Genomic DNA, 17,635 nt, shown 5'->3' with positions numbered 1-17,635 from the left:
GTTTTCGGAGGAAGATAAAATGCTGCGAGAGTTGAAAAGGTGGGAAAATATCCATCTTACAGGGATAAATAGGCTTCCTGCACATACTGATTTTTATAGATATAGAGATTTCGAAAAGGCACTTACATTTAAAAGAGAAAATAGCAGCGGTTACTTGCTGCTTGATGGAGCGTGGAAATTTCTTTTCCTGGAAGCTCCAGAGTTTTCACCTCAACACTTTGAAGCGATGGACTTTGATATTACGAATTTAGATACCATCGAAGTTCCATCATGCTGGCAATTAAAAGGCTACGGGAAAATGCACTATACGGACGTGCTATACCCGTTTGCCATAAATCCGCCTTATGTGCCGCAGGAAAATCCAACTGGCATCTATTTCAAAGATTTAATTTTAGAAAATATAAACGAAGATGAAAAGATTATTTTAAAATTCAACGGTGTGGATTCGGCCTTTGATCTATATGTAAATGGCCATCCTGCCGGATACAGCAAAGTTTCAAGAATGCCTTCAGAATTCGATATTACAGAGTATGTAAAAAACGGTAATAATAGATTAACAGTTAGAGTTTATCAGTTTTCCGATGGCACTTACTTAGAGGACCAGGATATGTGGTGGCTCTCAGGCATCTTTAGAAGTGTTGAGTTATTTAGAATCAATCATGATACATTAGAAGATGTATATATTGAAACAATGCCAGATGAATATTATAAAAATTTCACTCTAAAAATAGTAGGGAATTTTTTCACTGATCGAGTAAAAGAGATAAAAGTTAAGCTCTTTAATCAAGGAAACTGTGTAGATGAGTTCTTTATCGAAATACTAGATGGCAGTTTTCAGGCTATTAGGAATATGGTTAACCCTTTTGTTTGGAGTGCGGAGGATCCAAATCTATATACACTGACTCTTGAATACGTATTAACGAATGATGAAAAAGAAATCATTCCATTAAAATTCGGGGTAAGGTCCATTGAAGTTGTTGATAATGAGATTCGATTAAATGGAAAAAGAATCTTCTTCAATGGTGTTAACAGACATGATTTCAACCCTAAAATGGGCAGAACGGTAACATACGAAGATATGCTTCAAGATGTTATCTTAATGAAGAAACATAATATTAATGCAGTAAGGACCGCTCACTATCCAAACAATGATGTTTTTTATGATTTATGTGATGAATATGGGTTATATGTTATAGATGAAGCAGACCTTGAGTGCCATGGATTTGAAAACACAGGCAATTATAATTGGATCAGTGACAATGAATTATGGGAAAAACAATATGTCGATCGCGCCGTACGGATGGTAAAAAGAGATCGAAATCATCCAAGTGTCATTATGTGGTCTTTAGGCAATGAATCCGGTGCAGGGAGAAACTTCACTGCTATGTATAATGCAATCAAAGAGATCGATTCTACTAGGCTAGTACATTATGAGGGAGATCGTATGGCGGCCTACAGTGATGTTTATACAACAATGTATACAAGGTTAAATGCACTTGAAGAGATTGGGATGAATGCTGAAGGCAAAAAACCGCATATTTTATGTGAATATGGCCATGCGATGGGCAATGGTCCTGGCGGGCTGACTGAATATCAAGAGATGATGAGAAAATATCCAAGGCTACAAGGGGGGGTTGTTTGGGAATGGTATGACCACGGTATTGAACAGGTTGATGAAAATGGCAACGTATATTATCTTTACGGAGGAGATTATGGCGATTTCCCTACAAACGGAAATTTTTGTATAGATGGTCTTGTTTTTCCAGACCGAACCCCATCCCCAGGTCTAATTGAATACAAGAAAGTTATCGAACCAATCGTAACGGAAAAAGCAGACCTCTCTCAACTAAAGGTTATTGTGAAAAATCGTTATGATTTCAGAAACCTTGAAGGAATTATTTTAAATATAAAGGCAATTTCCTTTGATACAATTATTGAGGAAAAGGAAATGGTCTTAGGGAGTATCAACGCTCAAGAAGAAGTGGAGATCACTTTGCCATTAAGTCTTCAAGAAGCATTAAAACATGATGAGGTTTATATCCATCTAAGCTATTTGGAGCCAAACGATACTTTGTATGCCAGCAAAGGGCATTTTATCACAAAAGAAGCACTTCTTATCGATGCAACAAAGATTGAGAAAACTGTAAAAAATGAATATGATAACGAATTATCAGAATTGAATGTACTAGATGATAATCTCCTTTTAATAGTAGAAAATGATGAGTGCAAAATCGTTTTTTCAAAAGTTTATGGAAATTTGCAATCATTTAGCGTAAATGACGAAAATATTATAAGCAAGGGGCCTGAACTTACGTTATGGCGAGCAGTCATTGATAATGATATGTATAAGAAGGCTGATTGGATCAATAAATACTTCTTAAAAAATACAAAAGAGCAGCTCGTATCTATGAGTCACCAGATGCATAAAGGCTATGTAGATGTTGAAATTGAGAAGTATTTTTCTTCGATCAACCAAGCTTGGGGATTTCATCTCATGTATAATTACAGAATTACAAATAAAGGTTTCCTGAGCCTTCAATTGAAAGGAAATAAAGTAATTAAAGGAAAAAAAATCCCGCAAATGATACCGAGAATTGGCATTACGATGAATGTCAACAATGAGTATAGTGATGTTATATGGTATGGAAAAGGAGAGTCAGAAAGCTATCAAGACAGCAAGAGAAGCCAAAGCATAGGACTTTATCGTAAAACCGTAGAAGAAATGCATACAAATTATGTATATCCACAGGAAAATGGTTCAAGATGTGATACATCATTCCTTGCCTTATCTAAGGGAGATTACTCGTTTTTAATGAATTTTAAAGAGTTAAAAGATTTTACCATTCATGATTACGAAACAAGTGCTCTTGAAGAAGCGAATCATCGAGGAAAAATTGAAAAATCGCCTTATCATGTCTTAACGATTGACTTCCGGCAAAGCGGTCTTGGGAGCAATAGCTGTGGTGAAGAGCAGCTTCCAAAATATAGAGTGGGAATTGAAGACTTTAAAATCGAGCTAGAAATCCGAAAAATTAATAAAGATGACCTTGTAGAAGAAAGCAAATTTTTTAAGGTTAGATGATAAGCAGGGCCCCCCTGCTTATTGATTGATTCCTTATGGAGGGGAGAGTAGTATGAAATTAGACATAAGAGAAATACCTTTTTCAAGGTTTGGATCTTATTTTTGCATTTCTAAAGAAAAGGATTCAGAGGAAGTATACATTCGCGATGTCCATGGCGGGGACGAGGCACCTTCAAGGCTATTCAAAATCGACCTTTTAAAAGATGGGGTTGAAAAGCCGTTTGATATCATTGCTTCTGAAACATCTTTAAAATTTTTTCTTCAAGATGATATTGAAAAATATGCAGAAATCATCCTTCCGGAAGAAGACGAACTACATATCGAAGTTAAAGGTGTAGAATTGAGATTGAGAGATAAAAAGGTAAAATATGATACGTTCATGGAGCTGGAAGATGGAGTATTTGAATACCATATTTATCCAAAAGAATTAAAGCTAAAAATTACTAAGGTAATAGGTGAAATATCCGTTAATGCACCTTGGAATATCATTGGAAATGATTTCGTAGATATTCGGATTAGAAATGGACACTTTGTCATCGAGAGCTATCGAACGTTTAGTGATAAAAAGGATTACGATACTTTTAGTAAAGGAAAAGAAAAGATCGAACAAATATATAATGAATGGTTCGATAATATGAACAAGGGCAGCGAAAAGTATCGCTCCTCCACAGAGCGTGCAGCCTATATTACCTGGTCGAGCGTCGTTCACCCTCATGGAATTTTAAAGGATTACGCCATGTATATGTCTAAGCTTTGGATGTATAATATTTGGTCCTGGGATAATTGTTTCAATGCATTAAATTTAGGGGAGCAATATCCTGAACTCGCATATGCTCAGCTAAAAATTTTCATGGATACTCAAGATGAATCTGGGGTATATCCCGACTTTGTAAACGATAAATTTGTCTCCTATAACTGTATAAAACCCCCTATCTTTGCCATTACGTACGAAAAGCTCATGGAAAAAAATGATTACTTTAAGAAGGAAAACCGATTAAGAATAGTATATGAGTCTACTAAAAAAGTAATGAAATACTTTGATTCATTTCGAACATATGAAGGCAGATTGCCGCATTACAAGCATGGAAACGATTCAGGGTGGGATAATGCTTCTTTATTTCATAAAGGTATGCCTGTAGAAGCGCCTGACCTTGCCAGCTTCTTAATCAGATCGTATGATATCCTATCTAAATTTTCCGGAAATTTAGGTGAAGAACAGGAAGCAAAAGGTTTTAAAGAAAAAGCAGATTTGCTCTTTAAGTTTTTAATGGAAAGACTTTACGATGAAGACGGCTTTTATGGACGTGTCGGAAAAGAAGGAGAAAAAATCGATATAAGAACTAGTTTAATCCTTAGATTACCAATAATAATTGGATATAGATTGGACAAAAACATTGTTGACAAATTAGTATCCGATCTTGAAGAGAATTTTGAAACAGAATATGGACTAGCTACAGAGTGTGTAAATAGTAAGTTTTATAAAGAAAACGGTTACTGGCTTGGTCCCATTTGGGCTCCTGTCACATACCTTTTTATCGATTCTTTAAGAAACAACGGATATTGTGAAGCAGGAAATCGACTAAGCGAAAAGTTTTTAAATCTCACTTTAGTTGGCGGCATGGCAGAAAACTTTGATCCTATTACTGGAAAGGGATTAGTAGATACCTCCTTTACATGGACGTCAAGTGTGTTTCTTTTACTTTTAAATCAGAAAAGCGAATTACACTAGTCGCTAGTTCAGTACTTTTTTAATAATAACTTGGAGGATTACATGAAGAAATATCTTGGGGAAATTAGTCTTATGGTAACTGCAATCATTTGGGGAAGCGGATTTGTTGCAAGTGCTATCTCCCTTGAGTACTACACTCCTTACCAAATAATGGCAGGTAGATTTTTGGTTGGTTTCATCCTTCTAAGTGCTGTTTTTTATAAAAAGCTGAAATTTAGCAATAAAAAAACATTATTAAAAGGAACAATAATCGGATTGTTATTATATTTGGCTTTCGCGTTGCAAACGGTAGGGCTGCAATATACAACACCCTCAAAAAATGCATTTTTGACAGCCGTGAATGTGGTGATCGTTCCATTTATCGGTTACCTCCTGTACAAAAGAAAAATCGATAAGTTTGAACTATTTGGTGCAGTATTAGCCATAGTTGGAGTAGGGATATTGTCACTAAAGCTCTCTTCTGATATCAATATTGGAGATTTACTGACATTATGCTGTGCCTTGGGTTTTGCTTTTCATATATTCTACACGGCAAAATTTGTTAAAGAAGAGGATCCTGTACTTTTAACAATCATTCAAATGCTTGCGGCAACAGTGATTGGCTTTATTGTTATCCTATTTAAAGGTGAGATGAACTTTTCGTACGAAAGAGAAGGGATTAATTCCCTGTTTTATCTAGGGATCTTTTCAACGACAGTAGCATTTTTATTACAGACAGTGGCTCAAAAATTTACAACCGAAACAAAGGCCGCAATCATTCTTTCCACAGAATCATTTTGGGGAATGTTGTTTTCCGTTACCATCCTCGGTGAATTAATGACAATAAAAATGATCATAGGAGCAATTCTCATTCTTACTGCGATTATTATATCTGAAACAAAACTCACTTTTTTAAAAAAGAAACACTTAAAAGAAGTTACCTAATTTATGATTTGTTTACAAGATCGTGTAAAATAAAGAATATAAAAAATGTAAGTAGGTAGAATGTATGGCGACAATTAAGGATATAGCAGATTTAGCCAAGGTTTCAATCACTACTGTATCAAGAGTATTAAATTATGATGAAACACTAAACGTATCACCGGAAACAAGAAGAAGAGTTTTTGAAGCGGCAGAAGAATTAGCTTATGAAGTCATTTCTAAGAAAAAATCAAGAAGCAAACGGAAGATAGGACTATACTATTCCTATTCTCTAGAAGAGGAATTAGTAGATACCTACTATCTTTCAATAAGAGTTGCTTTAGAAAAAAAGTTAAAAAGTAAAGGAATCGATATCTATCGTATCGGAAAGAATGAAACAAAGAAAAGTTTAGCAAAGATTGATGGAATTATTTGCTTAGGGACATTCAAAAAGGAGGATATCGAGTTCATAAAGGAATTTGACAAGGCATGTGTCTTTGTCGATTCAAATCCAGATCCGTCTTTTTTTGATTCTGTTGTAATCGATTTCAATTCTGCGACTACTAGCGCTCTCAATTATTTAATTGAATTAGGTCATAAAAACATCGGTTTTATCGGCGGAGTAGATACAGATATGTTTGGCAACCGTTTTAAAGACTTGAGACAGGATGTTTTCGAAAAATATTTAAAGGAAAAAAACATATACAGAGAAGAGTTTGTAAGAATCGGCGGCTATAATCCGAAGGACGGCTATAACATTCTAAAAGAGATGCTGCAGAACGAAAATAGACCAACCGCATTGTTTGTGGCTAATGATACAATAGCTGTTGGATGCTATAAGGCCGCTTACGAGCTCGGGGTGAAAATACCAGATGAACTTAGTATTGTAGGTTTTAATGATGTGGCTTCTGCTCAATATATGGTTCCCCCTCTAACTACAATAAAACTATATACGGAAATCATGGGTGAAACAGCAGTTGACTTGCTGCTTGAAAAGATTTCTTCAAGACGGGAAGTGTGTAAAAAGGTGACCATTCATACGAAGTTAATTGTAAGAGAAAGTGCTTCAGAGCCTAAGTAATAATCTGGAGCAGGATAGGATAAATAAGCAGACAAGAAAGCTCAATTTGGGGAACCCTCTTATTTTAATGGCTGATAGGGGTTTTCAGTTTTTCTATTCAGCTTTCAATACTTTGTTAAATTATTTGAATAAACGGTCTTGCCTCCGGTTGCGTTAATACGTTAATGAATAAGGGGACAGGCATCTTTTTCTAGGGTTTCTTTATCTAACACAAGGTCGATGTATTTCGGGCTGGTAAAATAGCCGCCCTGATCAATGTTGATAATGATTGGTTTATTTTGTGATAGGGCTCGTTTAACAGCCTCTAAACAAAGTCGATTTCAAGAGTCTGATCTAATTCCCACCTGACCACATAACTTGAATACCAGTCGATGATTGCTAAAAGTTATATCCAGTTGTGTTGAAGCCGGATATACGTAATATCAATACCCCAGACATGGTTCGAGAGAGTGATGGGCAAATTCATAAGCAGATAAGGATAAATCCGATGCTCAAGATTGGTTTACTAAGATTTGGACCCGGTGATATGCCGGCAATTTATCTCTTTCATATGACGTTGGACGGCTTTTCGGTTAATTAAGATCCCATTGTCATTTAGAACGGCTGTGATGCTACGAGAGCCAAAAGGGATACTTCGTATAAATCTCGCCGATTTTATGTTTAATTAGAATTTCTTCCGGAGAGGTTTAACCGGCTTATAATACAAGCTTGATCGATTGAGTCCGAGTAGTTAAGCTGTGCGGTAATGGGAAGTTCTGCATCATTCCAATTAATCATGTCTTTCTTTCAGCTCTACTCCTTAAGACCAGATTTTTTTATAAGCCACGACAAATGCGTGGTTAGAACGGCCAACTTCGGCGTATAGAATTTCTATTTGTTCTTCATACTCACCTTGCATTTTATCGGACTTTTTGTTTACATTGGTAAACAGCTGAGGCATTTGATCAAGGAATGTGTTCCGCCATACGGATCTGATTCACAGAATCCCATGGGATGAAGCAATTTCACTTATTGCTTTTCTTCTTTCAGGACTTCTAGCAAGATTTAGATTTAATTTCTGGTGTAAATCGGTTTCTTTTCTAGACCTACTTTAACATCTCCTCATCGTGTCTAGTTTTATGGGTTCATTATAATTTAACGATACCGTTTGCCCAAAATGCAATCTATAGCCTTCTACATTTAAATTGTAGGAGGTTTTTTGTATGTCAAAAACGAAGAGAACTAAGATGAGAATGTATTCAAGGTAAAGTATGAGCTTATCTAGTCAAGGAAATGAGAAAGAAATACCAATTAGATATTTGTTTGACTTGTTCTTAGCAGATAAAAGCATAGGGGGACTTTTCAGAGAACCTTACAAGACTATAATGTACACATTGTCCATTTCTTGTTAAGCCAATTTTTAAACTTGGTAATGGAAATATAATACCTTTTTCATGATTGGTAATTCTCCCACTTATTCACTAATGAGATATCATTGTAAACCTGTTAGCCTTGTAAAAGGCCTGTTTTTATCCTAAAAACTGCAAACAGGAGGTTTACAAATGAAAAATTTATTTACATTTGTTATCACAATTTCACTCATAATGGGTTCATATAGCATTTTTCCTGCGAATCATTTCGATGCTGAGACAGTAGATCAAAAGACTGCAGAAGCATTAACATATAAAAAAGTTGAGGTTGTCACGAAAGAGTCTTCCGTAACGGATCATCGCTTTATCAAAGAGGAAGAAAAAAAGCTGCTTGCCCGTCTTGTACAGGCTGAAGCAAAAGGCGAACCGTTCGAAGGTAAAGTTGCCGTTGCAGACGTTGTTTTAAATCGTGTTGAGCACGAGCAATTTCCAGATTCAGTCAAGGATGTTATTTATCAGAAGAATGCTTTTGAACCTGTTCAAAATGGTTCCATTAATGAACCTGCCAGTAATGAAGCAATCAAGGCCGTTGAGAAAGCCCTCATTGATAAAGAGAATAACGGAGAACTCCTGTACTTTTACAATCCTGAAACAGCTACAAGTGAGTGGATCTTTTCTCGTGAAGTTGTGAAAAAAATCGGCAATCACTCATTTGCTATTTAAAAAAAGCGCGTACAGCATAAAAGCTGCGCGCTTTTTTTGTTAGGAACGATTAGCACAAATAATCCTCACAGTTCCAAAGGGTTTAAAGACGATAGAGAATAATGAAAACAATACCAATGCAATAATTAGAGAAAAAAGGTGCTTGTTCCCATAGTCTTTAACGTATTTACGCAGCCGGGCTCAGGTACACTAGTGTTAAAGGCGAGCCAGATTAGGACTCCTCAAAACCATAGGGATGGTGATCAAGTTTGGATATTTTAGACAAAATTACTTCGTTAGCGGATTTATAAGGCGTTAAAAAGGAAGAAATGGAGTATTTTTCTAAATATTTAACCGAAATAGCATCAAGCGATTTTAGGCAAGAGGTTATAGGGATACTTACAATGGGAGTCGGTTTGGGAGTTTCCAACTTGCAAATAAAGCCTTCGGAAAGAGAAGAAGGTAATGTAATAACCGCTTATTGTTTTAGAAATACAATTCTGGAAGATATCCATGCTAATGCACCAGAAACAACATTAGACAATAAGGTGATGAAAGAATTAATGATTGAAAGTTCCAGTAAAGTTACGGCATGGCTGAAGATGAGAGATCTTCTCATGGAAAATGCTGAGAGTATTTATTTTATAATTGTAAATTCTTATCAGGTTATGTATACACAACATTGGAATAAGGACTAGCATTATTAAATCTGTACTTTCAATAATATTTAATAAAATAAAGGTGCCTGACCCCCATTGCATTAATACGTTAATGAATGAGTGGCCGAACACCTATCCAAAAAGCTGCACGCTTTTATTGATAGCAAAGAATAAAAGATATTTAAAAAAGAAAGTAGAGAAAGGCAAGTAAGTACCATTGCTATAAGTTAGATTAGAGGCCATGCCTTTTTATTAAGAGTAATTCACTTACCAAGAATTACGCAATTCGTTATAATTAAGGTTGTCGTAAGTTGGATAGCTGGCTATTCAATAGTTAATAGATTTAAGAAGGTGAACCACAATCGATATAATTGAAACAAGGATAAGAAGTTTTATCGCAGATATCCAACATCCTAAGCAAAAAAAGAAAATTAGCATTAACGATTTAGAAACTCAGCTGCGTAAGCTATTAAATGATTATGTTGAAATGGACGGTTATTCGTTATTTTATCAAGCCATCCAAACATTAGTAGATGAAGGTCAACTGATTCCTATACATAATAATCAATACAATGGCAGGACACCAGCTCTGCCATTGTATTACTGGGTAAATATAAAAGTTCAGGCTGACAGATGGGATCGTCTTGAGATGATGAAATTGAGTGATCAGTTTGATTTTTCCTTTTATGAGCGGCATCCTGAATGGCAAACGAAGGAGGAATGGAATCGTATCCAGAATTTATATGCTTTTCTTCAATCAAGCCAGGACCGGGAAATCGTGTCACTTGAAGAAAGAAGCCTGGAGCTCTTTGGCCATGAAAAATTCTTGCTGGACGGTATAAGCTTTCCTGATGGAAAAGGCTTTTTAGCTAGAATTGGAATATCTGAAGAGCATCTTAAAGTGTTAAATTTAGGGGAGCCTTTTGTTTTTTGGATGAAGCAGGGGAAAGAGTTAAAAGATATTCAGAGGGTGCTGATTGTCGAAAATCTATCTTTCTTTCATACTTCCATTCAATTATTAGAAGCGGATCAGCTCGATTATGAGCCTGAACTGATCATTTATGGGGAAGGCACTAAAATTGAACGGAGCTTTTCCTTTTTCTTTCAGATGTTTCCGCCAAAGTCCTATCTTTTCTATTACGCAGGAGATCTCGATGCTGCAGGATACGGGATCATTACCCGGCTTATCGAAAAATATCCGGATTGCTGCATCCAGCCTGCTATGAAGATTTATCGGAAAATGCTCGAATGTCTTGATCAAAGAAATGACCAGAAAAGCGGCCAGGTTCAAAATCTCAAATCACGGGATGTGTTCTTTCAATGGTTTACGGAAGAAGAGCAAGAAGTATTAATGCAATTATGGCAGGAAAATAAACGGATTCCTCAGGAAGTCTTGACAATTGAAACATGGAGGAGATGGATGTGAACGAATCATGGGAAGGATTCGCCCAGCGGATGCAGCGCTTAAACCCATTGTTTGAGCTTGGGAGGGGAATGGAAGTCGGTGAGCTGAAGCCTCATATTCAAACGATTCTCATGCAGGTGCTCCTTACCATCTTTTATCGGGAACTGAACGATGATGATCATCGGCGGAAATCGGATATCAGGTATATGGTGGAAGATTCGATTAAACAAATGAAGCTTTTAGCCGATGATAAGCAAATTGAACGGATTACAAGCGGGCTTTTATATCAGGGAAAAGAAGAGTATAGTAAACCATTCGAAGCTTTATATTACGATGAAATCAGGCAATCATGGGAGACTCAGGTTTTTCGCTATGTCACGATGGATGAATTATATACAAACCTGGAGATGGGCGGGTCCATTGTTTACAAACTCACCGATGTCTCTCAGGAAATGATTTTTATGAGCAGGGAAATGGCTGAGGAATTCTCGATCACGATTGAACAGCTCTATAGTATGCAGCTGATCAAAAATGGTAATTTCCGCAAAGCTACTCGAAACCTCGATCACCTCATTTCACGGGTAAACCGCTTAATGGCAAAAGAATTCTCCTTTCATAAAGAAATGATCAACAATCCCAAAATCTTATTGATGGAAGAAGAAATGCAAAGGGCCGACAATCGTGCGGAAATCGAAAAGCAATTCGAAGAAGAAAAAAATCACTTCCGCACTATTAGCAGCATGATTGAAAAAACGAAACGAAGAAATGAAGAAGATGATCTGATTCAAAAAGAATTGATGCTTCTTCAGGAGAAAATTGGCCATACAAGGCAATTGCATGACCGTTTTGCCAAGCTGGTCATTCAAAATATCTCCTATGAGATGAAATTAAAGGCGGAAAACCCATCTCTGTTTTGGGAAACCAGCTTGGTTTCATTTCGGGAACATATTTATGAAAATTGGTTTGTGAAGGAAGGTGTTCATTCTTTCGAAACAGTTGAAAAGGTGCTTTCGCCTTTATTTTCACCAAAGAATGAATTTATTTTGCCGCTGGATTGGATTTGGGGCGAACAGGAATTTGATGAAAAGCAGCTAACAGAGACGCTGGCAGATGAAGAGGAAGAAGCAGACATTACTTATCAGCGGGTAACGAACTGGGATTCTGTCATAAAGGCATGGAGCTATGTTTTTCAATATTTACAAACGTACGGAGCGTTTTCATTAGCCGATTTATCGACGCTGCCGCTGGAAGTCCAGGATTTATGGTTTGAAGAGTCGGAAACGATTGATTTATGGATGATGTTTGATAAAAAGCCGCTGAAGGTTCAGGTGCTGCACCGGAAGGAAGAAACATTGAGCGATGAACGGGAAATTCTTCTTTTTAAACTCATGCAGGAGTACCCGCAATTTCAAGTGTTTGAAGGCCTGAAAATTTATACCGAGTTTGATCATCGAGCGGAACCTTTCCTCTGGTATCAAATGAAAATAACCCCGTTTAAGATTTGTGTACAGGAGGAGAAATGATGAGTGCAGAAACAATCAAAAAAGCATCAGCTGTCTATTTTACTCTATTAAAAGAAAAAGTCATCGACGAAAACAGCGAACATTTCCAGACGTATTTTGATCCTGAAGTGAGACAGACGGTTCTTTTACTGGCAGACGAATCTGGCACCTATATCATTGAATCGCCAAAACGGATTCAGTTGATTGTGCAGCCGACCGGCTCCGTCTTTGCTACGAATTTTACTCATATGAAAGAGAAGCATAAGCAAATTGAAACGAAGAAACACTTTCATCTGATTAGTGTTGTCATTATGGCTTTTTTAGCAAGCATCGACCGTAACCAGGCTGCTAAAATACGTACGAAGCGAGAGGGAATCAGCTACTATGCATTGGAACGGCAAGTCAATGATGTCATCATGAACTGGGATGCCATTCTTAAAGCAAACCCAGCCTTCGGAGAAGATGAAAAAATTGATATGAAGGATGTAGTGACAACCTGGAAATACATGGAGGTCGACACGGAGGACTACGGAGCTAAGAAAGCCAATCGCCGGACTCGTATCGGTTTGATAGCAAGTGCCATGCGATTATTGGAAACAGAGGGTCTGATTGTGATCCTGGATAGGGAGGATATCCCAAAAGCGATTCCGAAGCAGGAGCTTTTTGAGCGGATTGAATACCTGTATCATGATTATGACCGCTATGGAATGTTCAAGGAATTAATGAAGACTGAGGAGGTTAAGCATGCCGAAAATCCATCGAATTAGAATTGCCGGCCTGAAATATGATGGCATGCAAAAACAGTATAAGGACACTACGTTTAACTTCCATAACGAGGAGACATCCACAAACGGCCTCATTTCCATGATGAATGGAGGCGGGAAAGGGGTTTTCCTGCAAACCATCTTCCAGATTCTCAAGCCAGGAACGGCTTGGGGAAAACAGAATAACCGCTATTATCAGCAATTCTTTTTTAATAATAAAGAGCAATTCATTCCTTATACCTTTCATGTTCTCATTCAATGGGAGCTGGATGGTGCTGACCGCAGACACTTAGTGACAGGCGGAATGTTTTCAGCTGAACAGCGGATTTCCATGAACGAGGAAAGCGGAGAAAGCAAAACGCTGGAACAGGAAGCGAAAATTATCCCGAATATTACGTTTTATACAAGGGAGTTTGAACGGAAAGAAGAAGCATCGCTTGATCATATTCCGCTCTATGAAGATGGGGAAGCCGCTGATACGGAAGGCCTGAAAGATTATTTAAAATGGAATGGGTATGATGTTTACCGGGATACAAAGAAGCACTACCGCATCCTTGATACATATGGCATTAACCGCAAAGACTGGGATATTATGAAAGATATTAATAAAGATGAAGGCGGAGTTGGAAAGTTTTTTGAAGGTGCTGAGGATGATCATTCCCTGTTTAAGAAGCGAATTATCCCTACTGTCAGTCAGGTTCTGCATCGGACAGAGCACCAAAAGAACGATCTGGTGGAGATTTTTAAGAGTCAGGCAAGTATCGCGAAGGATCTGCCCGTTCTGCTGAAAAGAGAGCAGGCTCATAAGGAGTTCCTGGAAGATATTCTTCCTTTTGAAGAAAGTCTGGCAAAGGGTGTTGAGCAAAAAGAAATTGTTGAGAACAGCATCAAGGTTGGAAGACAGCTGCTTGGGGCTTTGGAGCATTTGAAAAAAACAGAAGAAGAAATCCTGCTTGAGCTGGAAAAGGAAATCGAAAATTTATCAAGCAAGCAAGTGGATCTGCGCTTTCAGAAAGATAACCTCGAGTATGCAAAAGCCCATCGGGAAGTGATGGATTGGGAGAAAAAATTAGAGGAAGAACAGAAGAAGCATACGATCCTGCAGGAAGCTGTGAAGGCAAAGCAGGAGCGAAAAGACGAGCTGGCATTTCAGCTGTTATTGAAAGAATGGCATGAAGGGGAACAAAGCATTCGCGCACTTTCCCAGCAGATTGCTAAGCTAGAGCAAAACAGCGGTTTAGAGCAAGTGAATCAAAGAATGGAAGAAGTTAAAAAAGAAGCGGCACGGCAATGGGAGAAGTCTTCTGCGGCCATTGAAGAAGCGGTTAAACAGTATGCGGGATATCAAAAGTTCCTGAAGAAAAAAGCGAATGATCTCTCGAAGCAGGATAAACAAAAGACAAAAGAAATCGCCCAGCTTCATACAGAAATTGACTTTTTATATACGCAGATTCATGAATTCGAGTCGAAAGAAGAAAAGCTCATCAAAGAATTCGGGGATCGCTTAACCTATGATTTAGAGGGGTTTATCGAGAATTTGTCAAAGCAAATTGATATCAAAAAAGAGAGTATGGAAAATTTGCAGGCAAAAGATAAACAATCAAATGAAAAGCAGAATCAGCTTGCATCTGCACATGGTACGCTCGCTCAATCCATTCAGTTTTCTGAGGAAAAATGTGAAGCGTTAAAGGTCAAAAGTGAAGAGCAGCATGGAAGAGAAGCGAAGCTAGCTGATAAATTGCATGGGCTATTGGATGAAGTCACGGAGCAGTTCACGAACGCGCTTTTATCAAAGTATGCCCTGCAAGTGGAAGAGCTCCTCATTCAGAATCGGGAGCAGGGGGAAGAAATTAAAAAAGAGCTTTGGGAAGCGCAGCTGGATTATGCCTTGAATGATGAGCACTTCTGGATTGCGAACAATGATGTGAAGGAACTGAAGGAATGGATTGATGAGAAGACAGGGATCGATGTGTTTTACGGGTCCCAATTTCTTCAATCCTTAAGACCGGAGGAAATGGCGAACCTTATGCTTGCGCATCCGCTCCTTCCATATGGGTTAGTCGTCAGCAGGCCGCAATGGGAAAAAATCAATAAGCAGGTCCTTGCGAGAAGAATGTTTAAGAGCCCGGTTCCAATTTTTATGCGGGAGGAAATGACGAGCGAAAATCAGCAGAGTTCCTTTGTAATGATTACCGGCACGGAGAAGGAGCTGCTGACGGATAAAAATCAGTTCACGAACTGGAAAATTAAGATTGCAAAACAAATAGAAGAAAAGAAAGATACACTTGCAGAATTAGAAAAAACAGAAACAGGCCTGCGCCAAATTTTAAAAGAAATCGACCGCTTCCTGGCCAATGAACTGGCCAGTGATATCAATCGGGCATTGAATCAGGAGCAGGAAGCGATGATTGCCAAGAAGACTGAATTACAGGCAATCATCGTGCAGGAGCAAAAAGAAAAAGAACTGCAGCTGGGACTCAGAGAACAGCTGGAGAAGACAAAAGAAAAGGTTGAAAAACTATTAAAAGATGTGGAAACGCTTGAGAAATTTGACCGTGAAAAGTCGCTGCATCAGGAAAATAAACGGGTGAAGCAGGAAAAAGAGAAGCAAAAGGATGCATTCACTGCCGCTCAGCAGGAGATTGCCAGCGAGCACCAAACGATCATTGACCTGCAGGAAAAGTGGAGCCAAACGTATTTGGAATGGAAGCTATCAACCGAGCAAAATATTAAGGAGATTAGCTTTTTTATTGAAAGTGCAGCTTTCCCAGCAGCAGTGAAGGCTGAAGCTTCTGAAGAGGTCCCGCGTTTATCTTCCCATATGCTGGAAGAGATCAACGGAAGCATCGATGAATTGAAGCAGCTTCAAAAATCGAAAGAAGAACAAGCCAGTGAGTTGCTTGCGATTCAAGCGACAAGAGAATCGGAACAGAAGCAGCAAAAGAAGCTGGAGAAAAAGCTTCATGCTCTTAACGAAGAGTGGAAGGAAACTTCAGAACCGGATGAACCGATGAGCATCTTGGAAAATATGGTACAGACTGCCGCTAAGGAAACGAAGGCAGCAGAAAAAGAGGAACGCGGACAGGAAAAGGCTGTAACCGTTGCAGAAACGTCTTTAAAGCATGCGATGGATCAGCGTAAAAAGGCAGCAAAGAAAGTGGACAGGCATGACAAACAGCCTGAAGAATGGGAAGAGCTTGACCTGGAAGTCAAGACGGTTGAAATCACTGACCAGACCAAACAGACCAAAGCAGAAATAAAGCAAGCGGAAGAGCGCAAAAAAGAAACCGAACAAAACATTGCTGGTTTTGAAGGTGATCTGTTAACACTATCCGTTATTCTGAAAGAGGAAGCGGCTGCCTTTACGGAAGAAGATGTCGAGAAAATCAAAAGTCAGGGAAGGCAAAGCATTATCTCCTGGAGTGAGGAACATCAGGATATTCAGGATGAAGGCCAGGAGAAGCACGCGAAAATTGAACAATCCCTGCGCAATTTAAAGCTTAATATTGAAGGCAAGGACTGGGAGATTCGCTTTAAAAACGAAGTCTTAACCACCCTCGATCACATGGATACAAGGCATTATACGCATATTCAAAGTGTGGTCCAAAACATGAAGCGCTTTTCGCAGAGCGGCTTAGAGCAATTGGAACGCGACAAGGAACGGGCAGAGAAAGCGCAAAATTTCTGGGCCAGCCGTGCGAGCATAAAGGTGATGAGCATTTCAGAGGCGATTCGTTCCATGATTGCGAAAATGAAGCTTAAGAATGAAAGGGGATCTTTCCCGCTCGTTCAGCTTAAAGAAGACATCCTGCCTAAAAAGGCGGAAGATGTTGAACCTTTACTGAAACAGCATTTCGTTTCGGCCATTAGCAAAATTACGAAGCGATTTGAGATAATTGATGACAATAATCTGGAGCTGGATCAGGAAATCAAACAGCTCATCAGTGATGAGCAGATTTTGTTTGTTGCTCTCAGGAATCGTTACCCCGAGCTCCTGGTTTATAACATGCGTACAGACAATGCCTTCATGTATGGTAAGCCGCAGGGCGAGCATTATTCAACCTGGCAGACGATCAACCAGGGTTCAAAAACCAAATCCGATGGCAGCGGCGGCCAAAAACTATCCGCCCGCATGGTCATGATGATGATGCTCCTATCCGTTAAGAGCGAAACTGACCAAAGCTGGGTTCCGTTAGTCTGTGATAATCCGTTCGGACAAGCGGCATCTGCCCATGTGCTTGACCCAATCTTCGCCGTAGCCGATAAACTGAAATTCCAATTCATCGTTGTCACTCCGCCTGAATTGGTGAAAACCGAAATCAGCCAGAGATTCGACGCGTATTATAAATTGGACTTCATTCGGGAAAAAGGGAAAGAGATTGTGTCGGATACGATTGTTCCGGCGTTTCGGATTTATCAGGGGGAAGAGGTTGTTCAGTAATATAGCAGAATGATAATGTTG

The 17,635-nt window shown here is 38.6% G+C and carries 11 protein-coding genes; 10 read left to right on the top strand and 1 reads right to left on the bottom strand.

Annotation, left to right across the window (positions count from 1 at the left end):
* Positions 1–19: 19 nt before the first annotated feature.
* The 4 genes from L634_RS30630 (at position 20) to L634_RS0104780 (ending at position 6,792) form a co-directional block, all read left to right on the top strand.
* Positions 20–3,082, top strand: a complete 3,063-nt coding sequence (locus L634_RS30630; RefSeq protein WP_034261990.1) for a glycoside hydrolase family 2 — start codon at positions 20–22, stop codon at positions 3,080–3,082.
* Positions 3,083–3,134: 52 nt separating this feature from the next.
* On the top strand, positions 3,135–4,811 hold the full coding sequence (locus L634_RS0104790) for an amylo-alpha-1,6-glucosidase (protein ID WP_026581457.1): 1,677 nt from the start codon (positions 3,135–3,137) through the stop codon (positions 4,809–4,811).
* 42 nt (positions 4,812–4,853) lie between these two features.
* Positions 4,854–5,735, top strand: coding sequence for a DMT family transporter (locus L634_RS0104785; protein WP_026581456.1), 882 nt, complete (start codon positions 4,854–4,856; stop codon positions 5,733–5,735).
* A gap of 64 nt (positions 5,736–5,799) precedes the next feature.
* On the top strand, positions 5,800–6,792 hold the full coding sequence (locus tag L634_RS0104780) for a LacI family DNA-binding transcriptional regulator (protein WP_026581455.1): 993 nt from the start codon (positions 5,800–5,802) through the stop codon (positions 6,790–6,792).
* A gap of 505 nt (positions 6,793–7,297) precedes the next feature.
* Here the strand turns inward: L634_RS0104780 and L634_RS34870 are convergent.
* Positions 7,298–7,423, bottom strand: a complete 126-nt coding sequence (locus L634_RS34870; RefSeq protein WP_442852687.1) for an IS3 family transposase — start codon at positions 7,421–7,423, stop codon at positions 7,298–7,300.
* Between the two features lie 910 nt (positions 7,424–8,333).
* On the opposite strand from L634_RS34870, the gene L634_RS0104775 reads away from it, so the two are divergent.
* From L634_RS0104775 to L634_RS0104750, 6 genes are all read left to right on the top strand, one after another.
* A complete protein-coding gene (locus L634_RS0104775; protein ID WP_026581454.1) occupies positions 8,334–8,864 on the top strand; it encodes a cell wall hydrolase in 531 nt (176 codons plus the stop codon).
* Between the two features lie 308 nt (positions 8,865–9,172).
* A complete protein-coding gene (locus tag L634_RS0104770; protein WP_157452359.1) occupies positions 9,173–9,541 on the top strand; it encodes a hypothetical protein in 369 nt (122 codons plus the stop codon).
* 448 nt (positions 9,542–9,989) lie between these two features.
* On the top strand, positions 9,990–10,928 hold the full coding sequence (locus L634_RS0104765; protein WP_232233702.1) for a Wadjet anti-phage system protein JetD domain-containing protein: 939 nt from the start codon (positions 9,990–9,992) through the stop codon (positions 10,926–10,928).
* Entirely contained in the window at positions 10,919–12,430 is a 1,512-nt protein-coding gene (locus L634_RS0104760; protein ID WP_232233701.1) for a hypothetical protein, read from the top strand. The genes L634_RS0104765 and L634_RS0104760 overlap by 10 nt, the downstream gene beginning before the upstream one ends.
* On the top strand, positions 12,430–13,176 hold the full coding sequence (locus tag L634_RS0104755; protein WP_026581450.1) for a DUF6063 family protein: 747 nt from the start codon (positions 12,430–12,432) through the stop codon (positions 13,174–13,176). The genes L634_RS0104760 and L634_RS0104755 overlap by 1 nt, the downstream gene beginning before the upstream one ends.
* Positions 13,154–17,614, top strand: a complete 4,461-nt coding sequence (locus L634_RS0104750) for a hypothetical protein (protein WP_026581449.1) — start codon at positions 13,154–13,156, stop codon at positions 17,612–17,614. The genes L634_RS0104755 and L634_RS0104750 overlap by 23 nt, the downstream gene beginning before the upstream one ends.
* Positions 17,615–17,635: the final 21 nt, after the last annotated feature.

Origin of the sequence: Bacillus sp. J33 (assembly GCF_000518885.1) — a bacterium.
In the GTDB taxonomy this organism is placed as follows: Bacteria; Bacillota; Bacilli; order Bacillales; family Cytobacillaceae; genus Cytobacillus.
This window is presented reverse-complemented; position numbering and strand designations above follow the sequence as displayed.